Below are 18,872 nucleotides of genomic sequence, written 5' to 3'. Positions count from 1 at the left end.
GCCGCAGCATTGTCAAACCAACCGCGGCGGGATGGCGACCGGGCGGCCGTGACGGCCGTCGAGGTGCCGGTTCTGCTGCGACCACAGCTGGCGATAGAGCGCGCATCGTTCGAGCAGTGTCGCGTGCGGCGCAACGTCGAGGACCTTGCCCTGATCCATGACCAGAATATTGTCGCATTCGGTCAGCGAGGAGAGCCGGTGCGAAACGATGATCATGGTGCGCCCGCTGGCGATGCGCATGAGGTTGGCGCTGACCACGGCCTCGCTCTCCGGGTCGAGTGCGCTGGTCGCTTCGTCGAGGATGAGGATGGTCGGATCGTGGATGAGGGCACGCGCGATCGCCAGCCGCTGTTTTTGACCGCCTGACAAATTGGGCGAACCTTCCTCGATGCAGGTGTCATAGCCATTCGGCATTCGCTCGATGAATTCCTGGGCGCCAGCCAGGTGCGCGGCACGCATGGCGTCGGAAAGCGTCAGGCCTGCGCGCCCGGCGATGATGTTATCGCGGATCGATCCGCGGAACAGAAAGTTGTCCTGGAGAACCACGCCGAGTCCTTGGCGAAGATGGCGCAGATTGATTTCCTTGAGGTCGACGCCGTCAAGCTTGAGGAAGCCGCTGTAGTCGCGGTTGATTCCCTGCAGCAGGCGCGCGATTGTCGATTTTCCCGACCCGCTGCGCCCAACAATGCCAAACATGCTCCCGGCTGGGATGTGGAAGCTGACCCGATCGAGCGCCGGTGTCTTGGTACCGATATAGCTGAAGGTCAGGTCGCTGAACGCGACCTCGCCGACAAGCCTGGGTCTCAGGCCAGTGGAATTTGAACTGCTCTCCAGCGGCCGGTTGAGGACAGACGCTGCCTCGCCGATCGCTGCACCGACCTCCTCGTAGTCCTCAACCAGTCGCGCCAGGCCGACCAGCGGCTGCGCCACGCGCTGGGAGATCATCATGAAGGCGAACAGGCTGCCGACCATGTAGCCCGAACGGTCGTTCAGCGCGAGATAGGCGCCGATCAGCATGGTGCCGAGCACCATCACACGTTCGATCGGCGTGACCAGGGTCTGCGGCCAGTTGGCGAGCTGTCCGAAGGCGAGACGAGCCTTTCCCGCTTCCGCCACCCGTTCATCCCAGAGCGCCTTGCGCTGCGGCTCGAGGCCGAGCGCTTTCACCGTCTTGATGCCGACGACAGTCTCGCCGAGCGCTGCCGCCTTCCAGGTCTCGGCCTCGACCACCCGCTGGTATCTCCGGCGCAGCGGTTTGAGATAGGCCAGGATGACCAGCATGATCACGATCGCGCAGGCCAGCACCACCCAGGCGAGCGTGGCGTTGATGTAGAACATGACCGGTACCAGCACGCACAGCGTGATCAGATCCAGGAACGTGCTGAGGAGTTTTCCGGTCAGGAATTCGCGGATACGATAGACTTGGGCCAGGTGATACATCGTTTCGCCGGCCGGATGACGCTCGAAATAGTCGAGCGGCAGGCGCAGCAGCCGACTGAAGACGTGGAGTTGCAGCTTGGTGTCCAGACGGGCGCCGACGACGTTGATGATCAGCCGCCGCGCATGGCCAAGAAGTGTCTCGTAGGCGAAGACCACGGCGATCACCGCAGACAAGAGCACCAAAGTCGAGATGCTGTTGAATTGCAGCACCTTGTTGACCAGCGTCATGACGATGAGCGGCGGCAAGATGGTAAGGACACTCAGCGTGAACGAGGCAATTGCGATGTCGCGCAGGGGCCGACTTTCCAGCCGCACCAGCTCAGCGAGCCAGTGAAGGGTAAAAGGCGCATCCGCCGCCACATGGGACCGTGTCGCGCGCAGCAGCACCGCCTCGCCGGTCCACACCTGCGACAGCCGCAGCTCATCGATGGCGGTGGCCTCACCGTCGTCTGGCGCGTCAGCGCTTTTGAGGAAGACGACGTTCCGCTCGGCACTCGCCCCGGTGAGCAGACCAGCGCCGCCATCGCTGAACAACAGGACGACCGGTCCGGTGTCCTGGAAGCGCAAGAGGTGGGACCAGCGGATACGGACGGCGCGCGACCACATGCCGGCGTTCTGCGTCCACTCGGAGAGATCGGCGGCAGTCGGAATCGTGCTCGCTGCCCTGAATTCGTTGGGATCGAGTTCAACGCCGTGATAACGCGCGGCCCGCAGCACTGCCTTGAGCCGCGGCCCGATCTGGTCGAGCTCGGCGGGACCGCCAGGGGCTCGCGCGGCTGCGTTCTGGCCGCTCGCCTGGTCCGCTGCGGTCTCGACTTCGGTTCCCGCGCGGATCGAGAGTAGCGGGTTTCCGGCGTTTGCGGGGACGTTCACCATGGACTTCTCATCCGGTACGCAGGGCGAGGGGGCAAGTATGCCCGGGCCGAGGCGTTTCCGCCGAGGTTTCCGGGGATGCCCCATCGTACTCCGAACTGATCGGCCGCGCGACTCTCATGCCACCCCCTGTTTCGAGATGATGAACGCGCGGGCCTCGCTTTCCAGCGAAGCCCGCGCGCACTTTTCAAACTTGGACCAATCTCCGTGCGTGGCCCATTCAACATTCCTGCTCACTCATGCGGCTTCAAGAGATCCTTCAGGTTCGTCTTGACGGTGTGGTCGTTGCTGGCGTAGCCGGCGCCAGGCTTCGTCTGGTCGGAGGTGAGATCCGTGCTTGCACCCGACGGCTTGTTCTGGTTCTGACCTCCGCCAATCGTCTTGAGGACGTTGAGCAGGTCTGTCGTCACGGTTGTGGACGCAAGGCCGATCAGGTTGCGGAACGACGCATGGCCGGGATCACTGTTGCCGTCGGTCGAGCCCGACTGCAGGAATTTCGCAGTGTCCTTGAGACCGAGGGTGTCGGACGTGACCTTGGCGTGGTTGTGACCAGGGCCGTTTTCGCCATTGTTATTGCCCCCGGAACCACCAGGTGCATCCTGATCTCCATTGCCAAAGCCGTTATTGCCATGGTCGCGGTCACCGGTCCCACCGTCCGAGCCAGTCGCACCCGTCGGACCTGTCGAGCCAGTCGCTCCGGTCGACCCTGTCGAGCCAGTTGCACCAGTCGAGCCAGTCGAGCCAGTCGAGCCAGTCGCACCAGTTGCCCCGGCCGAGCCAGTCGCACCTGTCGCTCCCGTTTCGCCAGTTGCCCCTGTGGCTCCGGTCGAGCCAGTTGCCCCGGTCGAGCCAGTTGCTCCGGTCGCACCGGTTGCCCCGGTCGAGCCAGTCGCTCCGGTCGAGCCTGTGGCTCCGGTCGAGCCAGTTGCCCCGGTCGCACCGGTTGCACCGGTTGCACCGGTCGAGCCTGTCGCGCCGGTCGAGCCTGTCGCGCCGGTCGAGCCAGTTGCTCCGGTCGAGCCTGTCGCGCCGGTCGAGCCAGTTGCCCCGGTCGCACCGGTTGCACCGGTCGAGCCTGTCGCGCCGGTCGAGCCAGTTGCTCCGGTCGCCCCGGTCGAGCCGGTCGCCCCGGTTGCGCCCGTCGAGCCAGTTGCTCCGGTCGCACCGGTCGAGCCGGTCGCCCCGGTTGCACCCGTCGAGCCAGTCGCACCAGTCGAGCCGGTTGCGCCGGTATGACCTGTTGCACCAGTCGAGCCAGTTGCACCGGTCGAGCCGGTTGCACCCGTCGAGCCAGTTGCTCCGGTCGCACCGGTCGAGCCGGTCGCCCCGGTTGCACCCGTCGAGCCAGTCGCACCAGTCGAGCCGGTTGCGCCGGTATGACCTGTTGCTCCGGTCGAGCCAGTCGCACCGGTCGAGCCGGTCGCACCCGTCGAGCCAGTTGCTCCGGTCGAGCCAGTTGCTCCGGTCGAGCCAGTCGCACCGGTCGAGCCGGTCGCACCCGTCGATCCCGTTGCACCCGTCGAGCCAGTTGCTCCAGTCGAGCCAGTTGCTCCGGTCGCACCGGTCGAGCCAGTCGAGCCGGTTGCGCCGGTATGACCTGTTGCACCGGTCGAGCCAGTTGCACCGGTCGAGCCGGTTGCACCCGTCGAGCCAGTTGCTCCAGTCGAGCCAGTTGCTCCAGTCGAGCCAGTTGCTCCGGTCGAGCCGGTTGCACCCGTCGAGCCAGTTGCTCCGGTCGAGCCGGTTGCACCCGTCGAGCCAGTGGCACCCGTCGAGCCAGTCGCTCCGGTCGAGCCCGTCGATCCGGTCGAACCTGTCGCTCCGGTCGAACCCGTCGATCCGGTCGAGCCAGTTGCTCCGGTCGAGCCAGTCGCACCAGTAGAGCCAGTTGCTCCGGTCGAGCCTGTGGCACCGGTTGAGCCGGTGGCACCCGTCGAACCAGTTGCTCCGGTCGAGCCGGTTGCACCCGTCGAGCCGGTGGCGCCGGTCGAGCCTGTTGCTCCGGTCGAGCCGGTGGCGCCAGTTGAGCCAGTTGCTCCAGTCGAGCCCGTCGATCCGGTCGAGCCTGTCGCACCGGTCGAGCCCGTCGATCCGGTCGAACCTGTCGCTCCGGTCGAACCCGTCGATCCGGTCGAGCCAGTTGCTCCAGTCGAACCCGTCGATCCAGTCGAGCCGGTTGCTCCGGTATCACCGGTTGCACCTGTGGCTCCGGTCGAGCCTGTCGCACCGGTCGAGCCCGTCGATCCGGTCGAGCCGGTCGAACCTGTCGCTCCGGTCGAACCCGTCGATCCGGTCGAGCCAGTTGCTCCAGTCGAACCCGTCGATCCAGTCGAGCCGGTTGCTCCGGTATCACCGGTTGCACCTGTGGCTCCGGTCGAGCCGGTTGCTCCAGTCGAGCCCGTCGAACCTGTCGCTCCGGTCGAACCAGTCGAGCCGGTCGCACCTGTCGAGCCAGTTGCGCCGGTATCACCGGTCGCTCCGGTCGAGCCGGTTGCTCCAGTCGAGCCCGTCGATCCGGTCGATCCGGTTGAGCCCGTAGATCCGGTCGATCCGGTTGAGCCCGTAGATCCGGTGGCGCCGGTCGCGCCCGTTGCACCGGTCGCACCCGCACCAGTAGCCCCGGTGGCGCCAGTAGCGCCAGTCGCACCTGCGGGGCCTGTAGCGCCCCCGGTGCCAGCACTCGTGAGCACTAGTTGGCCACCGTCGAAGTGATTGCCGTCGTTGCCCGGGGCGCCGACGTTATTGATGGTCGTAGTGCCAAAAAAATAACCCGGTTGGATACCCGGAGTGACGGGGTCAATGTCGATAGGATCAAGCGTGCCGTATTGGCGGAACCCTGAATCATATATAAGATACGTATGAGTAATATCCGGAACAGTTATTGTTATTGCAAATTTTGGCGCCACGCTATTGGCTGAAGAATTAAGAACAAAAGTTCCAACGATTGTATCGTCATCAAGAGTTGGGGTATTTTTTGTGTCAATAAGATAGTAAGTGTTAATGCTTTTGCTGCTACCTGAATCTGTAAACCCCGAGAGCGTCAGATCACCTGCTACAAGCACCCCGGCGTAACTTGCCACCCCGTTCGAGGTCAGTGGCGGCAGGGGCGTGGACGCGTTCACGCGTGCGGACAGTTCCCAGGCGCCGCCCAGGGTGGCTGCGCCAACCAGCGACCGCGATGCGCAGACGTCCGCGCCGACGGCCTCTTCCAGCGCCGCAACGAAGGTCTCGCCAGCATTCCCCGATGCCGTTTCGCAGCTCCACAGCCGCAACTCGCCGTCCGCGGCAAGCGCCCGGCCGATTGCGGCAAGATCCTCAGCCTCTTCCTTCAATGTGACTGGTGACCACTCTCCGGCAGTGAAGCTGACCCGGCCAGACGCGCCGTGTGCGATGACGTGCACCGCATCAAGGCCTTGGTGCCCTGCGAGCGCGGCAGCGATCTGCCGCGCCGCCGGCCGGCGGCCGTCGAGCACAATCGCTTGAACCTCGGGTCGCACGTTGCCGAGAACAGTCTGGAGGTCGGAAACCGAAGGATCGACAAAAAGAATTTCAGAGGCGCGGGCCATGACTGGCTCCTGTTGGCTTCGAATTCAATTCACGGGGAAACCGCCCACCGGCCTGGCCGACGAGCGCTGCGGACTAAGGAGCTTGGGGGCCGTCATCGTCCGGACGACCCGACGGCGCCGTCGGGACGTTCTACGGCAGGGGTCTCTACGCGAAGGAAGCTGGCGAACTGGAAATTCCCGCCATCGTCAAACGTCCCAATGGCAAGTGAGCCGGCGGTGCTTGGCACCTTGACGGTGAGAGCGACAGCGATGCTCCGCTTGACGGCCCTGGGAAGAACGACCTGACCGACAATCGCGCTCTTGGCCGTGTCCAGAATGAAATAATTTACATTTTCGATCGTGTCGCCGATCGGCAAGACGCCCCGAACGGTGACTTCCATAACCGCAAATCCTGCCGTGAAGCTCATCATGTTCTCCTTGGTCGCCGGCGGCCGTGCCGCAGCTTCTCTTGGTTCGTACGTTTAGGTTTCAATCGCTGGTTTCAATCGCCGCCAAGCGCAAGCGCTCGCTGAGGTGAGTGCGGCGTCCGCAGGCGCGCAGTGGTCCACAAGGCGCCGAGGAATACCCATCAATCGCCGGGTAATCCCTGCTGGCGGCCAGTTGCGGATAATTGAGAGGTTGATCGAAGCGGATGCCCGCGTCGCGGGCGCGTCGTTTCGTACTTGGTATCACCCCAACCACAGCCAACTCCCAACACGCAACTTTCGAGGGAATCGACTACTTGCGAGGGAACATCAGGTTGGGAAAACGCCGGCCTTGAGTTCAAGGAAGTACGACGTCTTCTTTGCACGCCACCAGACACTCTCTGCGCCCTCACGCACGAAGTGGCTTGCTCCTGGATACTCTCCTGGCTTCGCAGACTGCGCGGACCGACGGGCCTTCGGCCCGGTCCACGGCTACCCTCCCAGACACATAAGACATTAGTAAATTATAAAATTAGCAACTTGTAAATAACCTGTTTACAATTTGTTAACTGCCCAACCAAGACTAACTACCTTGGCAAACATCGAGATGGCGTGCGTGCGGCCAAATGCATCGAAAAATCCGGGGCTTAAAGATGCTCCACCTTCGTTGGTAACGAAACCTTGATATCGCGGCGGGGTTTTTGCGTGAGCGATTGACCCGATTGGAAGGGTTGTTCGCACCCCTTCGTCCAAGGTGACCGCGAGACCTTGCTGCCACGGAAAGTGCTGGCTAACAATGGATGGGTTGAGATAGCGCTTGACTGGGAAGGGACGACCGATCTTTGCAACAGAGGTCATGCAAATGGCCAAGGCGGCGGGGTAATGTGCATGAGGTATAAAGGCCGGACAAAGACGCATGAGTTCCCCTTCAACAATTTCGCGCAACGCATAACGAACGCCGCTCCGTCAAGGGATTAGCATGAGCACCATCGGCCTGTGCATGATCGTCAAGAACGAGGCAAAGGTCATCCTGCAATGCCTCGCCAGCGCGCTTCCTATCGTTGACTATGTGCTCGTCATCGACACGGGTTCCGAGGACGGCACGCAGGACCTCATCCGTACCTTCCTGACCACGCACAATGTCAACGGCGCAGTCATCGACGAGCCCTGGCGGGACTTCGCGTACAACCGGACCTTTGCCCTTGAACGGCTGCGTGAAGTCGAGACCGTCGACTACGCCATGATCATCGACGCCGACGACGTCGTGGTCCAGGACGCCGGCTTCGATCCGAACGCGTTCAAGTCGAAGATGGACCACGATCTATACGACGTCGAGGTGTCCCATGGCGGCATTTCGTTTTATCGGCCGCAGATCTGCCGCAACCGGCTGCCGTTCTCCTTCAAGGGCGTGTTGCACGAATATCTCGAAGCCCCTCCCGGCCATCTCACACGCGAGACCGCCAAGGGTTTTCGCGTGGCGACGGGGCGTGGCGGAGCACGCAGTCAAAACCCGCGAAAGTACCAGGACGACGCGGCGGTTCTTGAAAATGCGCTCGCCACGGAGATCGACCCCTTCCTTGTCTCGCGATACACCTTCTATTTGGCGCAGAGCTACAGGGATTCCGGTGAACGTGAAAAATCACTGGCGAACTATCTGAGGCGTGCCGAGCTGGGTTTTTGGGACGAGGAGATCTATGTCAGCCTGCTCGAGGCGGGCAACCTCATGGCAGCGATGGGACGGCCATTTGACGAGGTCGTTGCCGTCTTCGAGCGTGCGGCGCAGGTCGTTCCCGCCCGCGCGGAGGCTCTTCACGCCGCGAGCCTCTACTGCCGCAACCAGGGCCGGAATGCGGAAGGAACGGAATTTGCGCGTCGAGGGCTCGACCTTGCCCAACCCGCCGGACTTTTCATACAGCCCTGGGTCTACGATTACGGACTGCTCGACGAGTTTGCTGTCAACGCCTACTGGACAGGCGCTTACCGGGAATCGCTCGACGCCTGTCTGAAATTGCTCGCCAGCGAAAAATTGCCGGCGGAAATGGCGAAGCGTGTGGTAGCCAATGCGCGTTTCGCCACCGACAAGATTCCGGTCTATGAGCCGCCGAAACTTGGGACGTTCGGGACCGAGAGCTTGATCGATCAGCACAAGCTTGTCCGGCGGCGTTCGTTGCGGTCGCGCATGAAGGGCGCGCCACGCATCCTTGTCGCAATCCTGGCAAAGCAGAAGGAGCCGGCACTGCCGCTTTACCTCGAGTGCATCGAGGCGCTCGACTACCCGAAGGCGTCGATCGTCCTGTACATCAGGACAAACAACAACACCGACAGGACCGAGCACATCTTGCGCGAATGGGTGGAGCGTGTGGGCCACCTCTATGCGGCGGTCGAAATCGACGCCTCGGACGTAGCCGATCGGGTCGAGCAGTTTGGCGAGCACGAATGGAACGAGACGCGTTTCAGGGTGCTCGGACGAATCCGCAACATAAGTTTGCGGAAAACTCTCGAGCACCATTGCGACTTCTATTTCGTGGTCGACGTCGACAATTTCGTGCGGCCGGCCACGCTGCGAGAACTTGTGGCGCTCGACTTGCCAATCGTCGCCCCCCTGCTTCGCTCCATCTCGCCCGGCCAATACTATTCGAACTACCACGCCGAGATCGATGCGAACGGCTATTATAAGCAGTGCGATCAATATGGATGGGTGCTCAACCGCCACGTGCGCGGCATTATCGAGATGCCGCTCGTGCACTGCACCTATCTAGTCCGCGCCGATGTGCTGATCGAACTGACATATGAGGACGCCACATCTCGGTACGAGTACGTCATCTTTGCCGACAGCGCCAGGAAGGCCGGCGTTGTCCAGTATATGGATAACCGACAAGTCTACGGCTACATCACCTTTGGCGACGGCCAATACCATGTGAGTGACGGGATCGAGCGGGCTCGAGGGCTGTTGCGTGGTGCGGGCGATACCCCCGCATTCACCGCCGCCCCGCCCTCTGTTTCCGGGACGATGCCAGCCCGGCCTGTCGAGCCAACGGGTTCGCCGAAAATTCACCTGATAAACCTCGACCGCAGCGTCGAGCGCTGGAGCAGGTATCAAAGCAACAACTGGCATCTATTGCACAATACGGTTCGCGTATCGGCCGTTGACGGCACTTCTCTCGACAGGGAGGCGCTCATCAAGGAAGGGCTGATTACCATTGATTGTCCGTATCCCCCGGGCACGTTGGGATGCGCTCTATCGCATATCAACTTGTGGAAGCTGTCGGCTTCAGAGAACAAGACAATGACCATTTTTGAAGACGATGTTCGATCATCGTTTCGATTCATGGAGGAATCCGCTAATATTTTGTCTCAAGCACCAGCGGATTGGGATATAATACAGTGGGGCTGGATATTTGACCCATCTTTTGTTTGGTTGGATTTCGGTTTCACGAAGGCCAAGCTGGATTTCTACGATCGCCGATATACCAATAGAACTGCCTTGTTTCAGTCCGAGAAATTCTCCAGGTCCCTCATCAAGGTAGAGCATTCATTTGGGCTTCAGGCCTACACGGTCACACCAAGAGGTGCGCGGATACTTCTGGAAAAATGTCTACCGCTACAAAGGAGACTTATCCCATTTCCTGGAACTGCCGTTGTCCTTGACGACACGGGTATCGACTGCGCGATGTGTGCGGCGTATGGCTCGATGCAAGCTTTCCTTTGCATGCCACCACTCGTCATTCTGGACGACGAGCAACCTTCAGATCGAGTGGCGACGGATCAGAGGTCAGCCGGGAACTAGTACTCTATCTCGATCCCTGGTGACCGTCGCTCTACCACGGCCTCACTGGTAAGGAGGAACTCCCAACACTTGACTGACTATAGCAAATTTTCGCTTTGCCAGGTCAGAAAGAACGGCAACCTTATCGCGCCTCTTGGTAAAGAGCGCGTCAAACTCGACTGCATCGCCATCGAAGTGCGGCACTTGATTAAGTTGGCGCAGGGCGAAACCGAAATCGCCCAGAATGTCGACTATGTCACCAATCAGCTTTTGTCCTCGATATATTGGAACAACATGCGTTTCCAGTTCGATAGCCAGACAGCATTCCAGAAGGTGGCCGAAACCAAGCAGAACTTCGTATTCAAGACCTTGGACGTCTATTTTTACAACATCCGGTGACGGAACCGCGCCTGCGCGGAACAATTCGTCAAATCGGACACACTCGACCTCTTGCATACTGACAACTTTGAAGACACGGCCTACCGAGTAGTGCTGCAATATCTCAAAGTTCGGCTCTCGCAGGGATGAGCAGTAAGATCCGGCGGTAATATACAGCTTTTGGGAGCCAGAAGTGTTTGCCAGTGCCTTTTCCACCACTTGCGCGCCCGGAATCCGGCCAAGAGTTTGGCGTATCACCGTCGCTTCCGACGACAAGGGTTCGAACACGACGGGCGTAATATGGTCGGCTCGCAGCATCCACTTGAGTTGCAACCCTCCTTGGCCGCCAACATCGACGAGGGTGATCCGCTCCTCCGCCGGCGTGCGAGACAATTCGGGATAGGCATCAAACGTTTCAACCAGAACGCTCAAGAGTGCAAACTGTTCGAGACCAGTGCCGGCGTAGACGGGACGACCATTGTCGGAGCAGCCTATTGAGAGAGACCCATGGCAGCTCAAAAAGCTCACATCGACCTCGATCGCGCCATCTGGATGAGCATTGATCGAAATGTTGTGGCTGATACCCCTGTTTACTATGGTGCCGTCGAACGCAATTTCCGCGACATCCAAAGAACCATAATGGTGGATGTAGAAGTTTGTGGTGGTCGTGGGGAAGAATCTGAGAAGGCACCTCATACGAACCATTCGAAACAGAAAAGCTGAATCGTGAAGCCGTAGAAGATGCCAGTCGCGGCGGTCACTATCGCAAACGACCAAGGCTCCGCCAACGATATGGGTCGACAGCTCGTGGACGACCTGCCAGCTTGATAACGCATCTCCAACATATGTTTTGGAAAAGATCGCCTCGCCCACCCTCACGTCCCTAGCCGCTTCCGAGTAGTTCAACTTCCAAGCTGGCCTACGACTTAGACCTCGGCCGATAACAGAACAAGCTGGGAGTTCCTATTTTTCGCCTTCAGGACAACATTAGGCGGAAGTCGTGACATCGAGGTCCGAAGTTGCAGCGACGAGACTTCCTGACATTGCTTGCGGGTTCAGCGGCCGGCAGCCTGGCACCGGTAGCGTTGACACGCTTGGGCAGTTGGAGCACAGCCTACGCCGCCATGTCTCCCCCGCCTTCCCCGACCGGCCCATCACCAACCCTCCTCACCGCGCCCATCGAGCTTGCCGGCAACTGGGGGCGCATGCTGGAGGGCGCTGCCGTTCAGGTGGTGGAGCGGATGCGGGATGCATGCTTGGACGGCGTGCGCCTGCTCTCCGACCGCCAGCCGACGAGGCTGCGTGTCGACGAGCACACTTCCGGCACGCCGGCCATCTGGCTGCATCCGGACGGCAGCAGCATGGCCTGGATCATCGTGGATATTGGTGAGCGTGACTGGTCGAAGCTCGCCTACCAGTTCGGCCATGAGCTCGGCCATGTGCTCTGCAACAGCTGGCAGCCGGACGCCAAGCCGGCGCCCCCTTGCCAATGGGTCGAGGAAGCCATGGTGGAGGCCCACTCGCTGCGCGGGCTCGGGCGTCTGGCGAAAAGCTGGAAGGAGGCCCCACCCTTCGCCGGCGACAACGCCTTCGGCGATGCCATCGCCCGGTACCGCCAGGACATCATCGATCGCTATGCGGCGCTCGCTGAAAGCCAGGGGCTCACGCGCGACGCCGCTGCGTGGTTCGCCGACCACCGCGGCGAGATCGAAATGCCCGCCCTCAATCCATTCGCTCAAGCAATGTCAGTGACCATCCTCGCCGAATACGACCGCGCGCCCGACTGCATCGAAGCTCTCGGCGCACTCAACCGTTGGCCCGGCCGCACAGGTATACCGATCGCCGAGTATCTGAAGCTATGGGAGGCGAGTTGTGTCGAACTGCAAGCCTCGCCCCGGCTGCCGGTCCGGCTGCGCGAACTGTTGCGCATCATCGGCTAGACGGTGACGGTATTTTTCGCACTGCCGCTAAGGGATCGATGCCGGCCTGCGAGGAGAAAATCGATCGGTCCTATCGCCATACTTGCCTGGACACAGTCTGTGAAAACGAGTGATAAGGTAGGCCTGCGCTCAGAGTCAAAGAAGTGCCGGGGGCACCAGAAAATGGCACACCCACTATGCAACGCAATGCTTGGCCTCTCGGCCCTTGCCCTGGTCGCGTGCCAAACTGCCCCTGAAACGCAGCAACCCGCCGCTGTCGAACCTGCGCTAGGACCTGGTCCCACTCCTTCCCAACCTGCCTTGGGTCCTGCCGCTGTTTCTTCCGGTTCGGCAATCATGGATCAATCCGTGACGATCACTCCCCCTGGCAAGGGCATTCCAGCAAAATACGCTGCCTTTTCGGGCCTATGGGCCGGACGATTGGAAGGGATGTATGAAGCCAAACTTGCTGTTCAGACGATTGCCTCCAATGGAAAGGTGACGGTCACCTATGCGTGGGGAAATCTAGCCGACAACTTCCCGGGGGAGGCCGCCGGCGCGGGAAGAATTATTGGGACCACGTTGAAGCTTGGGCGCCTCCCGAACGGCGCGGACCTCAGCTTTGTGATGCTGTCCGACGGAACCCTGGCCGCAACCGTCGCGCTTGCCGGCCAGACCTACACGGGCACGTTCGTCAAGCAATAATCAAAGACGCATCTGGGTGGCGCTCCGGCCAATTCCGAAGCAGCGTGTCAGCTCGCAGATTACCGGTGCTGGAAGAACTGCAAGAACAGTTCCCGCTCGGTGGTGATGTCGAGCTTCTCGTAGATGCGGCGGCGATGGTTCTTGACGGTGCCAACGGTGATGCCGAGCCGCTCGGCGATGTTCGCGGTCGGGTGTCCGGCCAGGATGAGCTGCACCAGTTCGCGCTCCCGCTGCGAGAGTTCGGGCCACAGGCTGGCCGGGATGGAGGGCTCCTGACGCGGCGAGGCGCCGGGGCCGGTCGGTGCCGATGTCCGGGAAAAGTCCGCGCCGCGCGCGGTAATGTCGAGCGCATGCAGCGCTTCGAACACCGGCAGCCGGTCCTCCAGTTGGGCGATTTCGCTGTCCTTGAACGAATTGGTCGAGCGGTCGAGGAAGATGCCGAGGCACCAGTCGCCGCCATCGGCGAGCATGATGCCGACCTCGTCGCAGATTTCAGATTGCGCCAGGAAGCCGGCAATGTACTGGCCGCGCTTGGCGGCGTCGTCGGCAAGCCGCTTCAGCGGCATGATGCCGAGCCTGCGCTCGCGCCGCCACGAGGCATAGAACGGGTCGAAGACGTAGTAACTGGCGAGATAACGCTGCACCATCTCGTCCGAAAAGCGCCGGTGCTTGACGAATTCCGGCGTCTGCGTCGCCGAGTAGCGCGTCACGGTGACGAGGTCGTGCGCGATATCGGCGCCGATCAGATCGATCAGGCAGTCGACATGCCTGTCCGTGCCGGTGGCGGCGATCGCCTTGGCGAGCGGCGCCCAGATATTGCCCATGCGCATGCCCTTTTCTCGGCGATCCCGGCCCAACCGTCATTGTGTCTTTAGGCATATGGCGCGAGGCGGCCTGTCCAAACTAGCCTTGCGTCATCCTAGACCACATCCCGAGGCGACCGTGACCCAACCCAACCTCACCGGCCCCATCGTTGGCAATCCGCCGATCATTGGCAATCCCATCGTCATCGGTATCGACGCCGGCGGCACCATGACCGACACGATCCTTGTCGATCAGGACGGCCACTTCAAGATCGGCAAGTCGGCGACCACGCCGAAGAACGAAGCCGAGGGCTTTCTGGCCTCGGCTGAAGACGCGGCCGATGCCTGGGGCATCTCGCTGGAGCAGCTCTTCTCCGGCGTCAATGTCGTGCTTTATTCCGGCACCGGCATGCTCAACACACTGTTGTCGCGCACCGGCCGCCGGCTCGGCCTGATCACCACCAAGGGTCTCGAGGACATGATCCTGATGGGCCGTGGGCTGCAGGCCTGGGCCGACTATTCCTATGCCGACCGGCTGCACGCCGTCACCCACCACCATCCCGATCCGCTGGTGCCGCGCCGCCGCACCCATGGCGTCACCGAGCGCATCGACCAGTTCGGCGACATTGTGCTGCCGCTCTACGAGCATGAGGTTTCCATTGCCGCGAAAAAGCTGATCGCCGACAAGGTCGAAGCGATCTGCATCATGACCATCTTCTCGCACGTCAATCCGGTGCACGAGAAGCGCATCGCCGAGATCTGCCGCGCCGAGGTCGAGAAGGCCGGCGCCGACATCATCGTCTACACCAGCCATGAAGTGCGCCCTGTCATCCGCGAGCAGTCGCGGCTGAATTCGGTGCTGATCGAGGCCTACGCGACGTCGCGCGGTCGCAAGCAGCTCAAAGGCATCGAGGACGTCTCGAAGAAATACGGCTTCAAATATGGCGTGCAGACTTTGCTCTCCTTCGGCGGCCTGACCTCGATCAATCATCCGCGCCTGCACGAAACCATGATCTCCGGCCCGATCGGCGGCATTCTGGGCGCGGCCTATGTCGGCAAGCTGATCGGCAACGACTCGCTGATCTGTTCGGATATGGGCGGAACCTCCTTCGACATGGGCGTCATCACCCGTGGCCAGACGCGGATCGAGAACGAGCCGCTGATGGACCGTTTCAAGCTCAACGTGCCGACGCTGCATCTCGACACCATCGGCGCCGGCGCCGGCATGATCCTCAAGGTCGATCCGCTGACCAAGAAAGTCTCGCTCGGGCCGGAAAGCGCCGGCTCCGACCCCGGCCCGATCTGTTTCGATCGCGGCGGCACCGAACCCACCATCGCCGATTGCGATGCCATTCTCGGCCGCCTCAACCCGCATTATTTCCTCGGCGGCAAGGTCGTGCTGCAGGTCGAGAAGGCACGCAAGGCGTTCGAGGAAAAGTGCTCCAGAATCCTTGGCGTCGGCGTCGAGGAAGCCGCCGAAGGCATGATCGATATGCTGGAGTCCGATGCCAACAACGCACTACGTCGCGTCATCTCCGGCCAGGGCATCCACCCCTCGGAATTCACGCTGCTGTCCTATGGCGGCTCTGGTCCGCTGCATCTGGCGGGTTGCTCCAGAGGCATCGGCTTCAAGGATATCATCACCTTCCAGTTCGCTGCCGCCTTCTCCGCCTTCGGCTGCACCACGGCCGATTTCATGCGCCGCCATTCGGTGTCGACGCAGCACGACATCCCATCGCGCGCCGACGAGGCGACGCTCGCCGCTTTCGGCGCCAAGGTCACCACGGTCTGGAACGACCTGACCAAGGCCGCGGTCGACGAGATGATCGCCGACGGCCATGCGGGCGAAAAAATCAGGACCGTGCCGTTCCTGATGATGCGCTACACCGGCCAGCTCGAGGACGTCGAAGTCATGGCGCCGCTCGCCGAGGTCAATTCGGCCGACGACATGCGCAAGGTTTTGGACGAGTTCGAGGCGGTCTACGCCAAGGTCAACCATCGCGTGTCGCGCTATGGCGAGGCGGGCTTCACCATCACCGAGCTCGGGCTGATCGCCACTGCCGACAAGGTCAAGCCGGTGCTGCTCAAGCGGCCGCTCGGCAAGTCGCATCCGGCAGCCGCCCACAAAGGTGTGCGCGACGCCTATATCGCTGGGCGCTGGCACAAGGCCGATCTCTACGAAATGGATCTGCTGCAGCCTGGCCATGAAGTGATCGGCCCGGCCATCATCGAACATCCCGCCACCACGCTCGTCGTTCATCCGCAGGACCGCGTCCATGTCGATGAATGGACGCTGCTGCACTACACCCACGCTTGAGAGGGCACCGCCATGTTGGACAAACCTGCTTCGGCCCTGCGCCTTCGCGAAAGACTGCTCGATTCCGAGCGGCTGATGGAAGAGACCGGCTGCTATGACGGCATCACGGAACTCACACTGCGCAACCAGGATCCGCTGAAATTCGAGACGCTGCACACCAAGCTGCGCGCCTATTGCGTCTCTGCACGCGAAATGGCTCGCCGCATCTCGGCCTCGCCCGGCGTGCGCGAGGTCGGCGAGATGGTGGTCGCCATCTACACCCCCGAGGGCGACGCCATCGCGCTGTCCAACGGTATCATGGTGCATGTCCATACGATGAGCCGCTTCATCAAATGGATGATCAAGAACAACTATGAGGAAAACCCGAAGATCCGCGAGGGCGATATCTTCGCCAACAACGATGCCTTCATCGGCACCGTGCAGGTGCCCGACGTCATGGACGTGGTGCCGATCTTCCATGAAGGCACGCTGGTCGGTTGGGCGGGCGCGGTCTGCCACGAGCTGGAAGCCGGTGGCATCACGCCTGGCGGCGACGTCTGCCTGGCGCAGGAGCGCTTCACCGAAGGCCTGTTCGTCTGCGCCGAGAAGATCGGCGAGAATGATGAGATCCGCCGCGACTACGTCATCCGCTGCGAGCGCAATCTGCGCATGCCGATCTACTGGGTGCTGGACGAGAAGGCCAAGGTCGCCTCCTGCATCGACATGCGCGAAAGCGTCAAGCAGCTGATTTCCGAGATCGGCCTCGACTATTGGATGAAGGTGTCGAAGGAGTTCATCGAGGAAGGCCGTCGCGCGCAGCTTGCCCGTACCCGCCAGCTCACCGTGCCCGGCATCTATCGCGGCCACACCTTCTATGGCCACGTCACCGCGGGAAAGCCAGGCTTCCAGCTGCTCGGCGATCCTGACTGGCTCTACAACATCCCGATCGAGATGGAGATCACCACCGACGGCAAGATCACCATGGACTTCGAGGGCACGCAGCCCTGGGGCTACCATTCGATGAACTGCACGCCGGCCGGCATGGATGGCGGCATGTTCGTCACCTTGACCCAGCACATGAATTTCGAAGGGCTGGTCAATGACGGCGCCTGGATGGCAACCGAGCTGAAACTGCCGCACGGCACCTGGACCAACCCCGACAACGAGATGGTGGCCACCGCGACGTCATGGGCCCTGCTGCTGCCGGCCTACGGCGTCTTCCAGCGGCTCTTGTCGCGCAGCTTCGTGGCGCGCGGCTTCGTCGAAGAAGCCTTTGTCGGCCAAGTCAACAGCCCGATGATCGAGATGGGCGGCGAAAGCCAGTACGGCACGCCGTTCGGTATGGCGCATTTCGAATGCGCCGCCGCCGGCTCCGGCGCGCTCGCCATCAAGGACGGTCTCGACACCGCCTATGTGGGCTGGAATCCCGAATCCGACATGGGCAACATCGAGGTCTGGGAACAGTCGATGCCGATGGTCTATATCGGCCGCTCGATCGTGCCCAACTCAGGCGGCGCCGGCAAATATCGCGGCGGCTGCTCGTTCGTCTCGACCTGGCTGATCAACAAGACCTCGCATCTCAGGCTCCACACCTCGGAGCACTCCTCGCGCGTGTTCGACAATGGCGGCATGTGCGGCGGCTATCCGGCGCCGACCTGCCAGAAGCATCGCGCGGTGCGCAATTCCAACATCCATGAACTGGCGGCCAGGGGCGAGCCGCTGGCGCATGCGCCCGGCATCGACCCACATCTTTCGGATTACGAGAAGAACATCGGCGGCGACCATGTCGTGGTCGAGGGCCCCTACATCACATCGCCGCACAAGTCCGGCGATATCTTCAGCCATTCCTACAATGGCGGTGGCGGTTATGGCGATGTGCTGGAGCGCGATCCGATCAAGACGGCGTGGGATGTCGAGAACGGCTTCCTCACCCGCGAAGCGGCGGACCAGGTTTTCGGCATCGTGCTGAGGGACGACGCCGATGGCTATCCCGTTGCCGATATCGACGCGACGGTCGAACGCCGTGCCGCCATGCGCAAGCAGCGTCTGGCCAAGGCGATCCCCGTCACGGACTGGATTGCCGCCGAGCGCGGCCGCGTCGAAAAGGCCGACTTCGCCCCCGAGGTGAAGAAAATGTATGCCAGCGCGATCAAGTTGTCGTCGCGCTTCACCAGGGAATTCAGTGAGTTCTGGAACGTCGACGCCAGATCGATCTTCATGCCGGGAGCAAAGCCATGACCTCGTACAGCAAGGAAGTCATCCGCGATCTGGCCGCTGGCCAGCTGCCCTGGCCGCAGACGCGGCGCATCATGAGCGCCTACAAGGACGACGATCGCTTCTTCAAGATGGTCGCCGTCTATCAGGATCGCGTCGCCTGGAAGGATCCCATCCTGCTGCCGGTGAGCGATCACCTGTTCATCTGCCAGAGCGGCGATGAGCGCATCACCCGCTGCGAATGCGGTCATTCCTTCGGCGACTACCGCAAGAACTGGAAGCTCAAGGCCTCGATCAATGTGCGCAACACCGAAGAGGCGCTGCGCGAGATCTATCCCAACAGCGATCTGCCCGATCCCGAATGGATGGAAATCCGCGAATTCATCTGCCCGGAGTGCGGAACGCTGCACGAGGTAGAGGCAGCGGCACCGGGCTATCCGATCGTGCATGATTTCGAACCCGACCTCGAAGGCTTCTATCGCGAATGGCTGGGCAAACCACTTTAAGG

At 61.6% G+C, this 18,872-nt stretch carries 14 protein-coding genes and 1 pseudogene; 8 read left to right on the top strand and 7 right to left on the bottom strand.

All coding sequences use genetic code 11. The annotated features are described in order from the left end of the window. Window positions 1-12: 12 nt before the first annotated feature. Complete coding sequence (locus AC1DXU_RS12755) at window positions 13-2,316, bottom strand: peptidase domain-containing ABC transporter (protein WP_477315431.1); 2,304 nt, start codon at window positions 2,314-2,316, stop codon at window positions 13-15. Between the two features lie 230 nt (window positions 2,317-2,546). After that, window positions 2,547-2,723 carry a hypothetical protein gene (locus AC1DXU_RS12750; RefSeq protein ID WP_477316494.1) on the bottom strand — a complete coding sequence of 59 codons (177 nt, stop codon included), beginning with the start codon at window positions 2,721-2,723 and terminating at the stop codon, window positions 2,547-2,549. Between the two features lie 406 nt (window positions 2,724-3,129). On the opposite strand from AC1DXU_RS12750, the gene AC1DXU_RS12745 reads away from it, so the two are divergent. Together AC1DXU_RS12745 and AC1DXU_RS12740 are read left to right on the top strand one after the other, a co-directional pair. Next, entirely contained in the window at window positions 3,130-3,549 is a 420-nt protein-coding gene (locus AC1DXU_RS12745) for a hypothetical protein (RefSeq protein ID WP_477368970.1), read from the top strand. Window positions 3,550-4,074: 525 nt separating this feature from the next. Then, the gene (locus tag AC1DXU_RS12740; RefSeq protein WP_477368968.1) at window positions 4,075-5,025 is read left to right on the top strand and encodes a hypothetical protein; all 951 of its coding nucleotides are present in this window, start codon (window positions 4,075-4,077) and stop codon (window positions 5,023-5,025) included. A gap of 356 nt (window positions 5,026-5,381) precedes the next feature. Here AC1DXU_RS12740 and AC1DXU_RS12735 read toward each other — a convergent pair. The 3 genes and pseudogenes from AC1DXU_RS12735 to AC1DXU_RS12725 form a co-directional block, all read right to left on the bottom strand. Beyond that, window positions 5,382-5,879, bottom strand: a pseudogene (locus AC1DXU_RS12735) (DUF4347 domain-containing protein); the annotation flags it as partial. Window positions 5,880-5,971: 92 nt separating this feature from the next. After that, entirely contained in the window at window positions 5,972-6,286 is a 315-nt protein-coding gene (locus tag AC1DXU_RS12730; protein ID WP_477315433.1) for a hypothetical protein, read from the bottom strand. A gap of 552 nt (window positions 6,287-6,838) precedes the next feature. Continuing rightward, complete coding sequence (locus tag AC1DXU_RS12725; RefSeq protein ID WP_477315435.1) at window positions 6,839-7,141, bottom strand: hypothetical protein; 303 nt, start codon at window positions 7,139-7,141, stop codon at window positions 6,839-6,841. A 121-nt stretch (window positions 7,142-7,262) separates the two neighbouring features. Between AC1DXU_RS12725 and AC1DXU_RS12720 the strand changes: the two genes are divergently transcribed. Then, window positions 7,263-10,070 (top strand): glycosyltransferase family 25 protein, encoded by a 2,808-nt coding sequence (locus tag AC1DXU_RS12720; protein ID WP_477368813.1) that lies wholly within the window; start codon window positions 7,263-7,265, stop codon window positions 10,068-10,070. A gap of 42 nt (window positions 10,071-10,112) precedes the next feature. Here the strand turns inward: AC1DXU_RS12720 and AC1DXU_RS12715 are convergent, their stop codons facing one another. Then, complete coding sequence (locus tag AC1DXU_RS12715) at window positions 10,113-11,300, bottom strand: FkbM family methyltransferase (RefSeq protein ID WP_477368811.1); 1,188 nt, start codon at window positions 11,298-11,300, stop codon at window positions 10,113-10,115. A gap of 383 nt (window positions 11,301-11,683) precedes the next feature. On the opposite strand from AC1DXU_RS12715, the gene AC1DXU_RS12710 reads away from it, so the two are divergent. Together AC1DXU_RS12710 and AC1DXU_RS12705 are read left to right on the top strand one after the other, a co-directional pair. Beyond that, window positions 11,684-12,367, top strand: a complete 684-nt coding sequence (locus tag AC1DXU_RS12710) for a hypothetical protein (protein ID WP_477368809.1) — start codon at window positions 11,684-11,686, stop codon at window positions 12,365-12,367. A 348-nt stretch (window positions 12,368-12,715) separates the two neighbouring features. After that, window positions 12,716-13,051: a hypothetical protein gene (locus AC1DXU_RS12705; RefSeq protein WP_477359502.1), complete on the top strand. Its 336-nt coding sequence runs from the start codon at window positions 12,716-12,718 to the stop codon at window positions 13,049-13,051. Between the two features lie 59 nt (window positions 13,052-13,110). On the opposite strand, the gene AC1DXU_RS12700 is transcribed toward AC1DXU_RS12705, so the two are convergent. After that, on the bottom strand, window positions 13,111-13,881 hold the full coding sequence (locus tag AC1DXU_RS12700) for a helix-turn-helix transcriptional regulator (RefSeq protein WP_477368807.1): 771 nt from the start codon (window positions 13,879-13,881) through the stop codon (window positions 13,111-13,113). A gap of 160 nt (window positions 13,882-14,041) precedes the next feature. Between AC1DXU_RS12700 and AC1DXU_RS12695 the strand changes: the two genes are divergently transcribed. From AC1DXU_RS12695 to AC1DXU_RS12685, 3 genes are read left to right on the top strand one after another with little or no spacing between them, the layout of a single operon-like run. After that, complete coding sequence (locus AC1DXU_RS12695; RefSeq protein ID WP_477368960.1) at window positions 14,042-16,171, top strand: hydantoinase/oxoprolinase family protein; 2,130 nt, start codon at window positions 14,042-14,044, stop codon at window positions 16,169-16,171. A gap of 12 nt (window positions 16,172-16,183) precedes the next feature. Beyond that, window positions 16,184-18,388: a hydantoinase B/oxoprolinase family protein gene (locus tag AC1DXU_RS12690; protein ID WP_477368805.1), complete on the top strand. Its 2,205-nt coding sequence runs from the start codon at window positions 16,184-16,186 to the stop codon at window positions 18,386-18,388. Next, complete coding sequence (locus AC1DXU_RS12685; RefSeq protein WP_477368803.1) at window positions 18,385-18,870, top strand: acetone carboxylase subunit gamma; 486 nt, start codon at window positions 18,385-18,387, stop codon at window positions 18,868-18,870. The genes AC1DXU_RS12690 and AC1DXU_RS12685 overlap by 4 nt, the downstream gene beginning before the upstream one ends. Window positions 18,871-18,872: the final 2 nt, after the last annotated feature.

The sequence above is a fragment of the Mesorhizobium sp. P3_A10 genome (genome assembly GCF_056403175.1).
Note: the sequence above shows the minus strand (reverse complement) of the source record. Positions and strands in the feature narration are given on the sequence as shown.

Coding starts and splice junctions, on each gene's coding strand:
- AC1DXU_RS12725 (WP_477315435.1), bottom strand. CDS start 7,141: ATGACCTCTGTTGCAAAGATCGGTCGTCCCTTCCCAGTCAAGCGCTAT.
- AC1DXU_RS12755 (WP_477315431.1), bottom strand. CDS start 2,316: ATGGTGAACGTCCCCGCAAACGCCGGAAACCCGCTACTCTCGATCCGC.
- AC1DXU_RS12685 (WP_477368803.1), top strand. CDS start 18,385: ATGACCTCGTACAGCAAGGAAGTCATCCGCGATCTGGCCGCTGGCCAG.
- AC1DXU_RS12730 (WP_477315433.1), bottom strand. CDS start 6,286: ATGAGCTTCACGGCAGGATTTGCGGTTATGGAAGTCACCGTTCGGGGC.
- AC1DXU_RS12690 (WP_477368805.1), top strand. CDS start 16,184: ATGTTGGACAAACCTGCTTCGGCCCTGCGCCTTCGCGAAAGACTGCTC.
- AC1DXU_RS12700 (WP_477368807.1), bottom strand. CDS start 13,881: ATGCGCATGGGCAATATCTGGGCGCCGCTCGCCAAGGCGATCGCCGCC.
- AC1DXU_RS12720 (WP_477368813.1), top strand. CDS start 7,263: ATGAGCACCATCGGCCTGTGCATGATCGTCAAGAACGAGGCAAAGGTC.